General features: G+C 75.2%; 8 protein-coding genes. All 8 read right to left on the reverse strand.

Annotated features, from left to right (window positions below; translation table 11 throughout):
- Nucleotides 1-7: 7 nt before the first annotated feature.
- Nucleotides 8-1,126: a Gfo/Idh/MocA family protein gene (locus AC24FB_RS05340; RefSeq protein ID WP_425714731.1), complete on the reverse strand. Its 1,119-nt coding sequence runs from the start codon at nt 1,124-1,126 to the stop codon at nt 8-10.
- A complete protein-coding gene (locus AC24FB_RS05345) occupies nt 1,126-2,781 on the reverse strand; it encodes a sugar transferase (RefSeq protein WP_425714730.1) in 1,656 nt (551 codons plus the stop codon). The genes AC24FB_RS05340 and AC24FB_RS05345 overlap by 1 nt, the downstream gene beginning before the upstream one ends.
- A gap of 345 nt (nt 2,782-3,126) precedes the next feature.
- The gene (locus AC24FB_RS05350) at nt 3,127-5,817 is read right to left on the reverse strand and encodes a LuxR C-terminal-related transcriptional regulator (RefSeq protein WP_425714729.1); all 2,691 of its coding nucleotides are present in this window, start codon (nt 5,815-5,817) and stop codon (nt 3,127-3,129) included.
- Nucleotides 5,814-8,420, reverse strand: a complete 2,607-nt coding sequence (locus AC24FB_RS05355) for a helix-turn-helix transcriptional regulator (protein ID WP_425714728.1) — start codon at nt 8,418-8,420, stop codon at nt 5,814-5,816. Before AC24FB_RS05355 ends, AC24FB_RS05350 begins: the two co-directional genes overlap by 4 nt.
- A 912-nt stretch (nt 8,421-9,332) precedes the next feature.
- On the reverse strand, nt 9,333-11,534 hold the full coding sequence (locus AC24FB_RS05360; RefSeq protein WP_425714726.1) for an alkaline phosphatase: 2,202 nt from the start codon (nt 11,532-11,534) through the stop codon (nt 9,333-9,335).
- A gap of 135 nt (nt 11,535-11,669) precedes the next feature.
- Nucleotides 11,670-13,580 carry an ABC-F family ATP-binding cassette domain-containing protein gene (locus tag AC24FB_RS05365; protein WP_425714725.1) on the reverse strand — a complete coding sequence of 637 codons (1,911 nt, stop codon included), beginning with the start codon at nt 13,578-13,580 and terminating at the stop codon, nt 11,670-11,672.
- Nucleotides 13,580-14,656 carry a 4-(cytidine 5'-diphospho)-2-C-methyl-D-erythritol kinase gene (locus AC24FB_RS05370; RefSeq protein ID WP_425714724.1) on the reverse strand — a complete coding sequence of 359 codons (1,077 nt, stop codon included), beginning with the start codon at nt 14,654-14,656 and terminating at the stop codon, nt 13,580-13,582. The genes AC24FB_RS05365 and AC24FB_RS05370 overlap by 1 nt, the downstream gene beginning before the upstream one ends.
- The gene (rsmA, locus tag AC24FB_RS05375) at nt 14,653-15,669 is read right to left on the reverse strand and encodes a 16S rRNA (adenine(1518)-N(6)/adenine(1519)-N(6))-dimethyltransferase RsmA (protein WP_425714723.1); all 1,017 of its coding nucleotides are present in this window, start codon (nt 15,667-15,669) and stop codon (nt 14,653-14,655) included. The genes AC24FB_RS05370 and rsmA overlap by 4 nt, the downstream gene beginning before the upstream one ends.
- Nucleotides 15,670-15,737 lie beyond the last annotated feature (68 nt).

Below are 15,737 nucleotides of genomic sequence, written 5' to 3' on the forward strand. Positions count from 1 at the left end.
TCCGACATCACCGCACCCCTTCGAACGCGCGGGCGTCCCCCGCCCCCACGGCGACCGACCGGCCGAGGCCGACGTGCCGGCCCCTGCCGGCCAGGGAGTCGCTCGCGGCCTCGAGCACCTCGAGGACACGGAGGGCGGACCGTCCGTCGGTCGGGGGCACCGACCCGTCGCGGACGGAGGCCGCGAGCTGGCTGACCATGAGGCCGAGCGGCTCGAACTCGGACAGCGCGGGCGACCACGTGTCGCCCGTCCGGTAGGAGATCGTCACGTCCGTGCGCGAGGCGGTGTCGCCGAGGACCTCCTCCTGCCGCGCCAGGTCGACCCCGCGGTCGAAGATGCTCAGGCGCTGCTGCGGGTTGAGGTCGTCCCAGACGAGGGTGCGGCGGCTGCCACCGATGACCATCCGGCGGATCTTCGTCGGCGAGAGCCAGTTGACGTTGACGTGGACGTGGGCTCCCGAGCGCTGGGGCAGGGAGAGGTAGCCGACGCAGGCCTTGCCGGCGTCGAGCGGGTCCGCCCCCTCGGCCGCGACGCTGAGGGGGTCCAGGCCGCCGGGGAGCACGAAGTCGAGGATCGACAGGTCGTGCGGGGCGAGGTCCCAGAAGACGTCGACGTCGGGCTGGACGAGCCCGAGGTTGATCCGGGTGGAGTCCACGTAGAGGATCTCACCGAGCTCGCCCGCCTCGACGAGCTCCTTGATCCGTAGGACGGCGGGCGTGTAGCAGTACGTGTGGTCGGCCATGAGCACGGTCCCGGCGCGGTCGGCGGCCTCGACCATCTCGCGACCCCGCGCGGTCGTGTCCGCCAGCGGCTTCTCCACCACGACGTGCTTCCCGGCGGCGATCGCCGCCATGGCGATCGCGTGGTGGGTCCGCGCGGGGGTGGCGATCGCCACGGCGTCGACGTCGTCCCGGGCGAGCAGCTCGCCGACCGATCCGACGACGTCGGGCTGCCCCGTACGTCGGGCGAGCCGGCCGGCGCGCTCGAGGTCGGTGTCGCACACCGCCACGAGCTCCCACTCGGTGCTCATCGCGAAGTTGCGGGCGAGGTTCGGGCCCCAGTACCCGGCACCGATCACCGCCGCCCGCAGCGGGGGGTGCAGGGTGTCGTCGGGCTCGATGCTCATCAGTACGCTCCTTCGGGTCTGACCATGACCTTGAAGGTCCGCCACATGATCATGAGATCGCCTGTGACCGACCAGTTCTCGACGTAGTAGAGGTCGAGCCGGACGCTCTCCTCCCAGTCGAGGTTCGACCGCCCGCTGATCTGCCAGAGCCCCGTCAGGCCCGGCTTGATGTAGAGCCGCCGGCCGGTGTGGCCCTCGTACGCGGCCACCTCCTCGGGCAGCGGCGGCCGGGGACCCACGAGCGACATGTCGCCGCGCAGGACGTTCCAGAACTGCGGCAGCTCGTCGAGGGAGTGCCGGCGCAGCACGGCACCGAGCCTCGTCACCCGCGGGTCGTCCTTGAGCTTGAACAGCGGCCCGGCACCCTCGTTGCGTGCCGCGAGCGCCGCCCGGTCCGCCTCGGCGGTGGTGACCATCGTGCGGAACTTGTTCATCCGGAACGCCCGGCCGTGCCGGCCCGTGCGCGTCTGGGTGAAGAACGCGCCCCCGGGCGAGTCGCGCCGGACGAGGATCGCGATGACCGCGAACAGGGGCAGCATGAGCAGCAGCGCCGCGGTCGACCCCACGATGTCGAGGGCCCGCTTGACCACGTGGCGGCCGCCCTCGAACCGGGGCCGGTCGACGTGCATGAGCGGCAGTCCCTCGACGGGGCGCATCGTGATCCGGGGACCGGCGACGTCGAGGAGGCTCGAGACGAGCACGAGCTCGGTCCTGGTCGGCTCGAGCGCCCAGCCGAGCGTGCGGATCGCCCGGGTCCCGCCGGACAGGGGGCCGGCCACGATGACGGCGTCCGCCCCGAACTCGGTCACCGCCTGCGGCACGCGCTCGGTCCCGTAGTAGGTGGGCGGAGCCGTCGCCCCGGGCGGGGCGAGGGGCGCGGCCGGCTGCGGCGCGCCCGGGGTGGCCGGGTCCGCCGGCGGGCGGTCCGTGTCGAGGACGACGCCGACCACCCGGTAGCAGACGGCCGAGCGCCGGGCGATCTGCCGGGTCACGTAGGCGACGTCGGACTGCTCGCCGACCACGACGACGTCCGACAGGGCGGCGCCGCGCAGCCGCAGCGTGTGGAGCCAGGACCGCCACGACCACCGGCCGAGCAGGAGGGCGAGCAGGCCGACCGGGACGGTGAGGACGAGATGGGGGCGGACGGCCGCGAAGGCCACGGGGCCGAGCAGTACCGCGGCCGCGCAGGCCACCCCCGCCGTGGCCGCCGTCGCGTTGACCACCCGCTTGTACTCCTCGGCCCCGACCGCCATCCGCCGCGGGGAGCGCGTACGGAAGAGCTGGAGCGCGAGGAGCCACACGAGACCGAGCCCGACGCCGATCGCGACCTCCGCAGGTCCCTCGCCCCGGCGGGGCGAGGCCAGGGCACCGATCCCGACGACGAGGAGCAGGACCGCGAGGTCGGTGGCGAGGACGCGGTGGCGGTAGCTGGCGGACCAGTGGGTCGCGCGGCGGTCGGCACCCTGGCTCGGGGCGACCTCGGGGCGCAGGGGGCTCGGTGCGGCCGGCGCGGGGCTCGCGACGCCGACGTCGAGGCCGGTCGGAGGGGTGAGGAGGTCGACGGGTGCGCCGGCCCCGCCCGCGTCGGTGCGGGACAGGGTGCCGGTGCGCCGGTCGGTGGTGGCGTGGTCGGTCGTCGTCGACTGCTGAGGCACGAGGGGCTCCGGGGGGATGGCAGCTCCGGCGGTGTCGGGGGGACGTCTCCGGCGCTCCGGCGGCGGGTCCGCCGGCTCGGGAACGACACTAGGAACGTGCCCGTGGGGCGGCATCCGTGGCCGCTACTCGCTCACCGCCCGCTGCCACCTGCGCCGGCGGCCGCCTCGCGCACCGACCACCCGGACGGCACCTGGACCCACGTCCCCCGCGCGCACGACCACCCGGACGCGGCGGGCGCGTGCGGTCCCGGGACCGCACGCGACGAGCGCCCCCGGTCGCGGGACCGGGGGCGCTCGGGCGATGGGGACGGTCGGCTCGTGGCGACGGTCAGGCGACGGGGACGGTCAGCGCCAGACGTCGCGCAGCTCGGCGCGGTCGCTGATGCCGAGCTTGTTGAACACCCGGTAGAGGTGTCCCTCGACCGTACGGGGGGAGACGACGAGGATCCGGGCGATCTCCACGCTCCGGTGCCCCTCCAGTGCCAGGGCGACGATCTCCCGCTCCCTCGGGGTGAGGGCGCCGAGGTCGAGGGCCGCGCGCACGTAGCGGCCGGGTACCCCGCCGAGCGCACCGACCGCGTCCTGCAGGTGCCGCAGGGCCTCGCCGCGCCGCCGCAGGTCGTTCGCCCCGTGGTGCAGACGGACCACGCGCGCCCAGGTGTCGGCGGCGAGCGCCGGGTCGCCGTCGCCGCGACAGCGGTCGGCGACCTGTGCGAGGCGGACCGGGTCGTCGGCGATCGACGGGTCGTAGGCACGGGCGACCCGCTCGGCCCGTCTGCCGTCGAGCCTCGTGCTCGCCGCGTGGATGCCGGCGAGCAGCTCGGCATGGTCGCCGTCCGGGTCACGCACGGCGGCCGCGACCAGGAGGGCCTGCCAGAGCACGGCCGGGTGATCCGCGAGCCCCGGGGCCTCGGCGAGACGTCGCCAGAGCGGCGCCCGGTCCGGGTCGGGCGCGTCCGGGTCGTCGACGATCTCGGCGATCGTCAGGGCGAGCAGCCGCTGCTCGGTGGTGCCGTACCCGCCCTCGGTGCGCAGCCGGTCCGCGAGTCCGCCGGCGCGACCCGACGGTGCGCCGACGGGCAGCGGGGAGGCGGCGGCCTCGAGCGAGCGGACGAGCGGGGTGAGGTGGACCGGGTCCCAGCGGTCGAGGTCCGGGCCGGCGTCCCGGAGCAGCCGCAGCGCGAGCCGGGTCCGGCCGCGGGCGAGCTCGAGCGCGCCCCGCATCGCCTGGACCGTCCCCGCCCATGCGTGCCAGCGGTGGCTCGATCCGCCGTGCTGCTCGGCGAGCACCCGGTCCGCGCCGGCCAGGTCTCCCACCAGCAGGAGCGACTCCACCAGGTAGGCCGCGGCGTGACCGCCGACGCGCGCGCGGGTCCGCGGGTCGGCCGAGGCGAGGGCGTGGGCGCGCGTGGCCTCCTCGACCGCGTCGACGAGCCGCCCCGCCCGCGTGAGGAGACGTCGGCGCACCCAGTGCGCGACGCACCGGAGCGCCGGCGGGAGCGTCGGGTCGGTCGTGAGCCCGGCCGAGGTGTCGAGCAGGCGTGCCGCGTCGCCGGGGGCGTCGAGCCGGTCGATCGCCGACAGCCAGGTGGCGACGCGCACGGGCACCACGGGGGCCGGTCGCCCGCTCCGCAGCGCCCGGGCCTGGCACTCGAGCCAGACCTCGGCGAGCGCGGCGACGGGGGTCGGGGCGCCGCCGCTGCAGACGCGGTCCATGGCGAGAGCGACCAGCGCCTCGACCAGCAGGTCGGTGTCGGCGGTGGTGTCGACGAGCCGGGTGAGGTCGGCGCCTCCGGAGTCCGACCGCGTCGCGGCGAGCATGACCTCGGCGCGCAGCGCCACGATCCGCTCGCACGAGGAGTCCTCGCTCCGGGCCGCGAGGAACCATGCGGCGGCCAGGTCGCGCGCGGCCAGGTGCTCGTACCCGGCGGCCACCCGGTCCACATCGGCCACGGGGAGCCCGTTGTCCAGCGCCCACGCCACGCTCCGGGCGGGCAGGCCCCGCAGGGCGCGGCCGTCGGCGTGACTCCCGGCGGCTCCCCAGCGGGCGAGGAGCTCGGCGCCGCGACCGGGCGGGGTGATCGTGCGGAGCACCTCGCTGTAGAGCTCGGCCGACAGCTCGACCGTCCCGCCCTCGGCGGGCCGCGTGACGTGCGTGTCGGCGAGGTCCTCCACCTGGTCGCCCACGTGCGCGCGCAGCTCCGCCGCCGGCATCCTGCCGGCCAGCGCCAGCATGGTCACCACCGTCTGCTGCTGCTCGGTGAGCTCGGACTGCATGCCCTCGACGACCTCGACGAGGCGTTCGTCGACCGCCGGCGCCGGGCGCAGCAGGGTCCACAGGTCCGCGCCGGGGCCGCCTCGGTGCTCGTCCTCCGCGCGCACGATCTGCCCCTGGCTCGCGGCCGAGGCCATGTAGGCGACGACGAGGCCGGGCATGCCTCCCGTCATCCCGACGACTGTCCCGACGGCGCCGTCCGTGGGACGGCCGCCGGCGAGCGAGGCGCACAGGTCACGCGTCTGGTCGTGCCCCATGGGCGGCATCGTCACGGTGGCGAGGAGTCCGGTGTCGACCAGGGCGCCCAGGCCCGACTCCCCCCGCAGTCCCACGCTGGTGGCGACCAGGAGCGCCTCACGGTTCTGGGCGAGCAGCGCGAGGACGAACGCGCTGGCCGCGTCGAGGAACTGGCAGTCCTCCACCACGATGACGGGGCGCGAGCCGGCGCCGGCCGCCCCGCGCCCGGTCAGCCCGTCCAGGCGTGCCTGCACGGCCGCCAGCACGTCGACCGGGCCACGGACGGCATCGAGGTCCGTGAGGAACGGGGCGAGCGCCCCGTAGGGGACGTCGACGAGGGCGGGCCCGCACTGCAGGGTGAGGGAGGCCGGCCCCACCCCGTCGGCCAGGAGCGCCCCGACGAGCGAGGTCGTGCCGGACCCGGGGCCGCCGACGACGACGACCCCCGCGCGGTCGACGTCCGCGAGCCGGTCGTGCAGGGCGGCCAGCTCGGCACCCCACAGCGGGACGGCGGTGACCGTCATGCCGGGTCCCCGGCCGTGCGCAGCGCGGGCGACTCGGCGGCGAGCCGGCTCAGCCCCCACCGCCCGCGGACCTGCAGCTTGGCGTACACCTGGTTGAGGTGTCCCTCGACCGTGCGGACGGAGATGCTGTGCCGGCGGGCGATCGACGCGTTCGAGAGCCCGTCGACCACCATCCCGGCGATCTCCCGCTCACGCGGCGTCAGCGCCTGCAGCCAGCCCGGGGTGTCGTCCGCCGCCTGCGGGGCGGCGGGCACCTGGATCCGTGCCACCGCCCCGGCGAGCCGGCGCGCGTTCGCCGCCGGGAGGCTCGCGATCATCGACGCCGGGCCGCTGTAGCGCCAGGCCAGGTACCCGGCCTCGGCCATCTCCGTCAGGGCGGCCGCCGACCGCACGTGGTCGTCGTCGAGCACGGCGTCCCCGAGCGCTTCGCAGGCGCGCGAGACGACCGCCTGCGTCCGTGCGGCCACCGCCCTGAGCCGGTCGGCGACCCCGCGGTCGCCGACCAGGGCCGCGGACAGCAGCGCGTGCATCTCGACGAGGTGGTGGCCCGCCGCGGCCGCACGGTCGGCCAGCACCGCGAGGCGGGCAGGGGCGCCGGCATCGGCGCGGTCGGGATCGGGCGTCACCGCACCGATGACGGCCGTCAACCAGCCCAGCCGGCCCCACTGGGTCGGACCGTCCGCGGCCCGGCGCACCCGCTGCTCCGTCCACCGCGGCACCGACGTCTCGTCGAGACGTCCGGTCCCCGACCGGCACGACTCGACGATCGTCAGAGCCACCTCCTCGGCATGGTCGTTCCCCATCGCCCGCGCCTGCTCCACCAGCTCCAGGGCAGCCTCCTCCGCACGGTCGGGCAGGCCGACGAGCAGGTCGACGGCGGCGAGCACCAGCTCGGCGTCGAGCACCGCCTGCGGGTTGCCGTGCCGGGCGACCACGAGCCCCTGGGCCATCGCCCGGGCGAGCTCGAGGTCCCCGCACCGCACGGTGGTCTCGAGCATGGACACCGCGATCGCCGCGCGGTCGTAGGGCCCGATCACGCTGTCGAGCACGCCCCGCGCGCGGAACGTGGACAGCGTGGAGTCGAGGCCGGCCACGAGCGAGCGCGCGGCGTCCTGGTCGTCACCGAGCGCGAGGAGCTCCGCGCAGGTCGCCTCGGCGCGCAGCCGCACGGTCTCGCGGTTGCGCCCCGCCGGGCGCGGGTCGAGCCGGCTGCCCTCCTGGGTCGCGCGCGTCTCGGCGAGCAGGCGCTCGCTGCGCGGCCGGTCGCCCACGAGCGCGGCGATCGTCGCGGACAGCACGATGAGGCACGGGTCCCCCGCACGTGCGGCGGCCGTCACCAGCGAGTCGGCCCCGCCGACGTCGCCGGCCGCGAGGAGTGCCCGGGCGCTCATCCACACCAGGTGGCCCCGCACATCCGCCGCCGCACCTGGCGGGGGTGCGTCGTCGTGCTCCTCGGGACCGTGCGGTGCGAGGTCGGGGTCCGCGGGACCTGGTCGCGGGTCGTCGAGTGCGGGGACGGTCGCGAGCACGGCGAGCGCGCCCCCGACGTCGACCGAGGCGAGGAGGTCCTGCGCACGGTTCAGCGTGCGGGCGAGTCCGTCGCGCGCCGTCGCTTCCTGCTCGAGGGCCTGTCTCCGCTCGGGCTCGAGCCCGGCGAGGACTCGGTCGCGCCACATCGGCTCGACCTGCGCCAGCGTGCCCGACGGCGTGCGTCGCATCGTGACGATGCCCTGGGCCTGGAGGGCGTCCAGCTCGCGTCCGGAGTCGTCGTGGACGAGCCCGCCCACCTCGACGCAGCCGCGCACCGCCAGCGCCTCGAGGAGGGCGCGGCGGTCGGCGGGGAGGCGGCGCAGCACGACGTCCTCGCCCGGGATGCCCCGGCCGCTCTGCAGCGGGCCGTCGACGAGGACCCACCGGCCGTCCGACCGGCGCAGCTTCCCGGAGGCGACGCAGTCGTCGGCGATGCTGCGGAGCCTGCCGAGGTGCCCGCCGCCGTACCGCCACAGCACCGTGGCGGCCACGCGGGAGACGGGCCCGCCGAGATGGTCGACGAGGAGGGCACGGGTCCCGCTCGGCGTGAGCGGACGGACGCCGACCCGCGCGAGGTTGCCGGCCCGTGCGAGGGCGGCAAGATCGGCCGGCACGTCGGTCGTGCGGTCGCACTGCACGACGAGGACGACCCGCCGCTGGTGGGCCAGCTGGGCGAGCACGGTGATCGATCCCTGGTCCATCTGCCGCGGACGGCTGAGGAAGACCACGGCCGGTTCCTGCCCCTCGGGCGCGAGGAAGTCGCCGAGGACCTTCGCCATCCGGAACCAGGTCGGCGCGGGACCGACGTCCGAGCGGGCCTGAAGGATCGAGAGCGCGCCGTACGGGAGATCGGCGACGAACTCGCTGCCGTGGAGGTGGTAGACCGGGCGTTCGGCCCGGAGCCGGTCGACGGCCTCCTGGGTCACCGCTCGACGGTCCTCGGGCGTCCCGACGAGCAGGGCGCCAACGTGGTCGACGGTGACCGCGCGCAACAGCTCCTCGACCGCGGAGTTCGGGTCGTCGCTCCAGATTCCGTCCGCGTCCGGGTTCAGCCAGGAAAATGCAGCGCGCATGATTCATTCACCCGTCCGGCACCATCTCTGAATACGCCCATTCCTGCAAATGGGCACGAAGGAAGGTGTGACGCCACAATGAATGGCCGTGCCATGGCGATGTGCTCCTTTGAAACATTCCGAGGGGACGCACGATCGTCGGCCGGGGGAAGCCGCGACCGGTGGCCTCGGCGTACCCGGCCGGCGTGGGGCCGGCCGGTCCCACGCCGTCCGACTGCGACGACACCACCCTCCGACAGGCCGGACTCGCGCGGTGTGCCGCGGATCAGCGCGAGCTGCGGCTCGATCCTCGCCGCCGCCGCTCGCGACGGTGAGCCCGACGGGCGGGCGCCGTGGGCACCACGGTCGTCTCGCGGGTCGAGGCCGCCCGGGCGCGGACGGAACTTCCTCACCGACACGTTCGCTCTGATCTGCGGGCCGCTCCGGCTTGACGGAGATGCCTTTTTGTAGGAAACCCCCGCACCGACGACCTGTCAACAACCACCTGATGGTCCGGACGTTTGCGCCGCGTCCGAAAGCCGGAATCGGTCACGCACGGTCCCGGGAAATGAGGGGTGTCGAGAAATGCCGGGTGGCGACGTCGGACAATTGTCGAGTCGATGTCCAGACGGTGTCCAGACGCCGCCCGCCACCGGGTGCCGGGACCCAACGGACGAGCCGATCTCACGGCGTGAGGGCCGATCGGCCCGTCGGCTCGCGGTTCGCGCCGGTCAGGAGGCCCGAACCGGCCGGGTCCACCGAGGTCAGGCGGGACGGGCCGGCAGCGTCGCTCGGCCCCACATCGACAACATTGTCATGGAGTGAGGTTCTGGTCAGCGAGTTCCGACATGTCTCCGCATCACAGATTGCGCGTGTCGCGCGGACGCCGGCGGCCGAGGGGACGCGTTCAGCACCCCCTCGGCCGCCTGCCGGTCAGGGCGCGCGCCGCAGGCCCAGGGTGTCGGCGCCGTCGCCGTCCCAGTCGCCGACGAGCACCTCGTCGCCGGACCGGCCGTAGTGCACGAGGACGTCCTCGTTCCCGCCGGACAGGCTGTTCTTCACGAAGTAGGCGTTGCCCCGGCGCACGGCGAACGTGTCGGTGCCGTCACCGTCCCAGTCGCCGGCGAGCGTGACGTCACCACTGCGCCCGTACTCGAACGTCCGGTCGGCGTCACCCCCGTCCAGGGTGTCGGCCACGAAGTACGCGTTCCCGCGACGCACGGCGAAGGTGTCCGTGGCGTCGCCGTCCCAGTCACCGACGAGGACCTCGTCGCCCGAACGGCCGTACCGCAGCTCGTGGTCGGCGTTCCCACCGCCCAGCGAGTTGGCCACGAAGTACGCGTTCCCGCGACGCACGGCGAGCGTGTCGGCGCCGTCGCCGTCCCAGTCACCGACCAGCACGACGTCGCTCTCTCGCCCGTAGGACAGGACGCGGTCGGCGCTCCCGCCGCGCGGTGCGTTGGAGACGAGATAGATGTTGCCGCGGCGGACGGCGATCGAGTCCGTGCCGTCGCCGTCCCAGTCGCCGATGAGCACGTCGTCGGAGTAGCGGCCGTACCGGAAGGCGTGGTGCGTGGTGCCCTCCCAGTCGTTGCTGAGGAAGAACCCGTGGTCCTGGTGGGCCGGCGGCTCGGGCTCCGGCTCCGGCTCGGGGTCCGGCTCCTGCGCGGCCGCCCGGATCTGCGCGTGGATGACCTCGGCGATGTCGGTGTTCTCGAGGTAGTCCCCGCGCACCGGGTCGGTCGAGTCGGCGACCGCCGCGAACTCCTCGGCGGCAGCGCCGCGGGCGAAGAACGGCACGATCTGGTGCGTGTGATAGTGCGGGGTCTCCTCGTTCTCGTTCTCCTTGAGGTCGGTGAAGTCGGTGAACTCCGCCGCGGGCAGCTCGCCCGCCGTCCCGGTCAGGGGCTGGAACTCCCCCGTGATCTCGATGCCGTCCTCGCCGAGGGTGCCGCCGCCCCAGAGGTTCCCCGTCTCGTGGTCGGAGGTGACGATGACCGTGGTCTCCTCCCAGCTGGACTCCGAGTCGACCCACTCGACGACCGCGTCGACCGTGGCGTTGAAGTCGAGCATGTTCTCGATCGTGCGCCCGAGCTCGCCGGCGTGGCCGGCGCCGTCGACGTTCGCCTGCTCGATCATGGCGAAGAAGCCGTCGTCGCTCGCGTTCGACAGGACGTTGAGGCTCGCCGCCGCAAGCTCCGGGAGGCGAGCGACGTTCTCCGCGACGGGCGCGGCGTTCGGGATCTCCCGGTCGCCGGAGCGGTCATGGGTGAGGGCACCGGCCGTCTGGGCCACGCCGAGGACCTGGTCCGGGGTGTCACCGGTCGCGAGCGCCTGGAAGTCTGCGCGCTCGTCGACCAGGGTCCAGCCCGCGAGCCCCGTGCTCGTGTCGCCGGCCGCGATCGCCTCCCAGTCCTCGCGCGGGATGTTGTGGTAGCTCGGCGTCTGGGCCTCGCCGTCGCTCGAGTACGCGGGGTGGCCGCCGCCCATGACCACGTCGAGGTCCTCGTGGCGCAGGAGCTGGTCGATGATGAGGTCCTCGTCGCCGTCGTCGGCGTGGACGGCGAACCCGGCCGAGGTGTCGCCCCAGAACTGACCGCTGGTGACCACGCCTGTCGCGAGGCCGTGCTCGCTCGCGATGTCGACCATGTCCGTGAGCGGCTCCTCGTCACGGTCCCAGCCGAGATACCCGCCGCGCGTGCGCACGCCCGTGGACAGGGCGGTCGCCGCGGCTCCGGAGTCCGTGACGTTGAGCCAGGAGCCGTCGAGCTGGTCGCGGGTGGCGTTCTGCGGGTGCCCCCACGCGTCGATCGTCGAGTACTCGGGGCTGAAGACGTAGCCGGTGTCCACCGAGAGCTGCGTCTCGAACTCCTGGTAGACCTCCGACGTCACGCTGTCCGAGCCGTGGGCCGCGAGATAGGGGTTGTCGGCCTGGTCCTGGTAGGCCGCGGTGCCGTGCTCGTAGAGGCTGGCCGCGTCGATGTGGTTGTACCCCATGCCGTCGGCGATGAGCAGGATGACGTTCGTGCGGTCGTCCTCGACGTCGTCGGCGACCGCCGCCGAGGGGGCGAGAGTGGCGAGCAGGGCAGCCGTGACGGCGACCGCCGGGAGTCGCCCGGGGCGTGGGAAGAGCATGGGGGTGTCCTCGCGTCGTGGATGGGTACGGGTCCGCCCACGACATCACGGGGATATGAACATTCGATTGCTCGCGCACGACCGTCACGTGGTCGACCGGTGAACCCGTGCCGGTCGAAGACACCAGTCGTCGCGTCAGCCCTCGAGCTCCTCGGCGGTGAGCAGCCACTCCTCCTCGAGGGCGTCCGACTCCGCCCGCAGCTGGTCGGACTGCGCGGCGAGCGAGGTGATCCGACCGACGTCCTGCTGCTCGGCGGCCTCGGCCATCTGCGCGTCGAGCCGCTCGATCTGGCCGCTCAGCTTCGTCATCCGGCGCTCGATCCGCCCGAGGTTCTTCCGCGCCTCGCGCTCGCGCGCAGCATCGGTCGCGCCCGCCGGACGGCCCGCGCCACCGGCCACGGCTCCCCCGGCAGCCCCTCCCGGGGCGAGGTTCGTGCCGGACCCGCCCTCCGCCGTCGGGCGCTGCCCCGCGGCCTGGACCCGTCCTTCCCCGGAGGACGCGCGCTGGCCGCGCCGCAGGGCGAGGTACTCCTCCACGCCGCCCGGCAGGTCGCGGATCGCGCCGCCGATGACGGCCACCTGGTGATCGGTGACGCGTTCAAGCAGGTAGCGGTCGTGACTGACGACGATCAGCGTGCCGGGCCACGAGTCGAGCAGGTCCTCGACCGCGGCAAGGGTGTCGGTGTCGAGGTCGTTCGTGGGCTCGTCGAGCAGCAGCACGTTCGGCCCGGCCACGAGCAGGCGCAGCAGCTGGAGCCGACGCCGCTCACCGCCCGAGAGCTCCGAGACCCGCGTCCACTGTCGCTCGCGGGCGAACCCGAGGCGCTCGATGAGCTGGCTCGCGCTGAGGTCGGCCCCGCCCATCGAGACGTGCTCGGCGACGTCGGCGACCGCCTCGACCACGCGCATCCGAGGGATCTCGTCGAGCTCACCGGTGTCCTGCGTGAGGACGGCGAGGTCGACCGTCTTCCCGCGCCTGACCCGCCCCGACGTCGGTTCCTGCAGCCCGGCGAGGAGGCGCAGCGCGGTCGACTTGCCCGCGCCGTTCGCCCCGACGATGCCGACGCGCTCGCCGGGCGCGAGTCGCCACGTGACGTCGTCGAGGATCGGGGGCGGCACGTCGTACTGCACGGTGACGCCCTCGAGGTCGAGGACGTCCTTGCCGAGCCGGGCGCCCGCGGCGTCGGTCAGGGCGAGGGAGTCGCGCGGCGGCGGCTCGTCGGCGATGAGGGCGGCCGCGGCGTCGAGCCGGAACTTCGGCTTGGAGGTCCGGGCGGGCGCACCCCGGCGCAGCCAGGCGAGCTCCTTGCGCAGGAGGTTGTTGCGCTTCTGCGCCGCCACCGCCGCGCTGCGCTCGCGCTCGGCCCGCGCGAGCACGTAGGCCGCGTACCCGCCGTCGTAGACCTCGACGTGGCCGGGTACCGGGGAGCGGCCGCCGGCGCCGTCGTGGCCGGGCACGACGTCCCAGACGCGCGTGCACACGGCGTCGAGGAACCAACGGTCGTGCGTGACGACGAGGAGTGCGCCGCGGCCCGAGGCGAAGCGCTCCTGCAGGTGGGCGGCGAGGAAGGCGACACCCTCGACGTCGAGGTGGTTGGTGGGCTCGTCGAGGACGAGCACCTCGGCGGGGGCGGCGAGGACGGACGCGAGGGCCACGCGGCGACGCTGGCCGCCGGAGAGCGTGTCGACGTCGACGTCGAGGGAGAGCTCGGAGATCAGGCCCTCGTGGAGCTCGCGGACCGCGCGGTCGCCGGCCCACTCGTGCTCGGCGAGCCCGCCGTGCACGGCGTCGAGGACGCTCGCCCCGGGCGGCAGGGTGTCCTTCTGGTCGAGCACGGCGATCCGGGTGCCCGACGGCGAGGTGACGCGCCCGCCGTCGAGCGGACGCCGGCCCGCGAGCGCGCCGAGCAGGCTCGACTTGCCGGCGCCGTTGCGGCCGAGGACGCCGATCCGCATGCCGTCGTCGACCCCGAGCCCGACGCCGTCGAGCAGCACGCGCGGGCCCGCCATGAGGCGCAGCCCTTCCGCGCCGAGCAGGTGCGCCATCAGGCCGCTCCCCCGGGGTGTGTCGCAGCGCCCGGTGCCGCGGGGCCCGGTGCCGCGTCGACGACGTGGGCGCCGCGCGCGGGCGCCGTCGTCGTGAGGACCCGGTCGGCCACCTCGGCCGCCCGGACGACGGCGGCGATCGACTCCGCGTGCGCGGCGTCGAGCGCGAGGGCGGCGACCGTGGGGCCGGATCCGGACAGCACGGCGCCGAGCGCACCGGCTCGCTCGAACGCCGCGAGGACGTCCCCGAGCTCGGGGCGCAGCTCGAGGGCCGGCTCGGTGAGGTCGTTGAGCAGGAGGCGGCCGAGCGCCGCCGGGTCGCCCTCGACGAGTGCGTCGCCGAGCGCGGCCTCGTGGGCGCCGGGGTGGAGACCGCCGGCCTCCGCGTCGTCGGAGTGCGTGTGGGCGTCCGGCGCGGCCGGCTCGTGCAGCATGCTCGGCGCCGACGGCGGCCCCCCGCGCGGGTACCCGTGCAGCGCGTCGTAGGCGTTGAACACGGCCGGGGTCGACAGGCCGGTCGCCTGCGTGGCGAGCACCCAGTGCCACGCCCCGGTGTCCGGCAGCACGACGAGGCGCTCCCCCCGCCCCGTCCCCAGCGCCGTGCCGCCGAGCAGCGGGAACGACACGTCGGAGCCGAGGTTGGCCGCGAGGGCGTGCAGGTCGAAGGCGCCGAGCGCGGTGCCCCACAGCGCGTCGCAGGCCATGAGCGCCGCCGCGGCGTCGGCGCTGCCGCCGGCCATCCCGCTCGCGGCCGGCACGTTCTTGTGGATCGTCAGCTCGACGCCCGCGTCCACGCCGGTCGCCGCCCGCAGCGCCTCGGCGGCCCGCGCCGCGAGGTTCGAGGCGCCGAGCGGCACGCCGTCCACGTGCTGCGCGAGCCGGACCGTCGTGCTGCCGCGAGGCGCCGGGGCCGCCGTCACGTGCTCGCCGAGGTCGAGCGCCTGGAAGACCGTGACGAGCGGGTGGAAGCCGTCGGCGCGCGGCGGGCCCACCCGCAGCGAGAGGTTGACCTTGCCCGGGGCGCGGACGGTGACCGGGCCCGGCAGCGCGCTCTCGGGCGCGGACATCTCGCTCATGCGTCCTCCTCGGTGACGGTCTCCCCCGTGGCGGCCGATGCACCCGGGCGAGCCTCCGCCGTCGGGGAGTCCCCGGTGGCGGACGTGACGTCGGGTGCCCCCGATGCACCCGGGCGAGGCTCCGGCGTCGGGGACGTTCCGGCGGCATCGGCGCGGGCGGCCGCGACCGCGGCGAGCTCGACGATCGTCAGGGTCTCCCCGCGCGCCGACGGATCCACGCCCGCCGCCCGCAGCGCCTCCTCGGCCGCGGCGGGCGAACCGGCCCATCCGGCCAGGGCCGAGCGCAGGGTCTTGCGCCGCTGCGCGAACGCCGCGTCGACGACGGCGAACACCTCGCGGCGATCCGCTCCTGCCACGGGCTCGGGCCGCCGGGTGAGCCGCACGAGCGCCGAGTCGACGTTCGGCACCGGCCAGAACACCTGCCGGCCGATCGTCCCGGCGCGCTCCGCCCTCGTCCACCAGGCGGCCTTGGCCGACGGAACGCCGTACGTGCGCGACCCGGGCGGGGCCGCGAGCCGGTCGGCCACCTCCGCCTGCACCATGACGAGGACCTCCGTCACCGTCGGCAGGTGCTCGAGCGCGGTGAGCAGGACGGGCACCGCCACGTTGTACGGGAGGTTGGCGACGAGCCTGGTCGGCGCCGCGCCCGGCAGCAGGTCCGGCTCCGCCAGGCGCATCGCGTCGGCGAGGACCACCTCGAACCGGTCCGCGGCGCCCGGTGCGCGCTCGGCGACGGTGGCGGGCAGCGCGGCGGCGAGGACCGGGTCGATCTCGACGGCGACGACGTCCGCCCCCGCCTCGAGCAGCGCGAGCGTGAGGGAGCCGAGGCCGGGCCCGATCTCGAGGACGCGGTCGCCCGGCTGCACGCCGGCGGCCCGCACGATGCGGCGCACGGTGCCGGCGTCGTGCACGAAGTTCTGGCCGAGGGTCTTGGTGGGGCGCACGCCGAGCCGCTCGGCCAGGGCGCGGACGTCCGAGGCGCCCAGCAGCGCGACGTCGGACGGCTCGTTCACAAGGGGACAGCCTACGTGCGTCGGGCAGGGGCGCCTGCCGGACGCAGAAGCGCCGAGCCGCACCCCGG

Source organism: Georgenia sp. Z1344, from assembly GCF_057652375.1.

Coding starts and splice junctions, on each gene's coding strand:
- AC24FB_RS05360 (WP_425714726.1), bottom strand. CDS start 11,534: ATGCTCTTCCCACGCCCCGGGCGACTCCCGGCGGTCGCCGTCACGGCT.
- AC24FB_RS05350 (WP_425714729.1), bottom strand. CDS start 5,817: ATGACGGTCACCGCCGTCCCGCTGTGGGGTGCCGAGCTGGCCGCCCTG.
- AC24FB_RS05355 (WP_425714728.1), bottom strand. CDS start 8,420: ATGCGCGCTGCATTTTCCTGGCTGAACCCGGACGCGGACGGAATCTGG.
- AC24FB_RS05365 (WP_425714725.1), bottom strand. CDS start 13,580: ATGGCGCACCTGCTCGGCGCGGAAGGGCTGCGCCTCATGGCGGGCCCG.
- AC24FB_RS05340 (WP_425714731.1), bottom strand. CDS start 1,126: ATGAGCATCGAGCCCGACGACACCCTGCACCCCCCGCTGCGGGCGGCG.
- AC24FB_RS05370 (WP_425714724.1), bottom strand. CDS start 14,656: ATGAGCGAGATGTCCGCGCCCGAGAGCGCGCTGCCGGGCCCGGTCACC.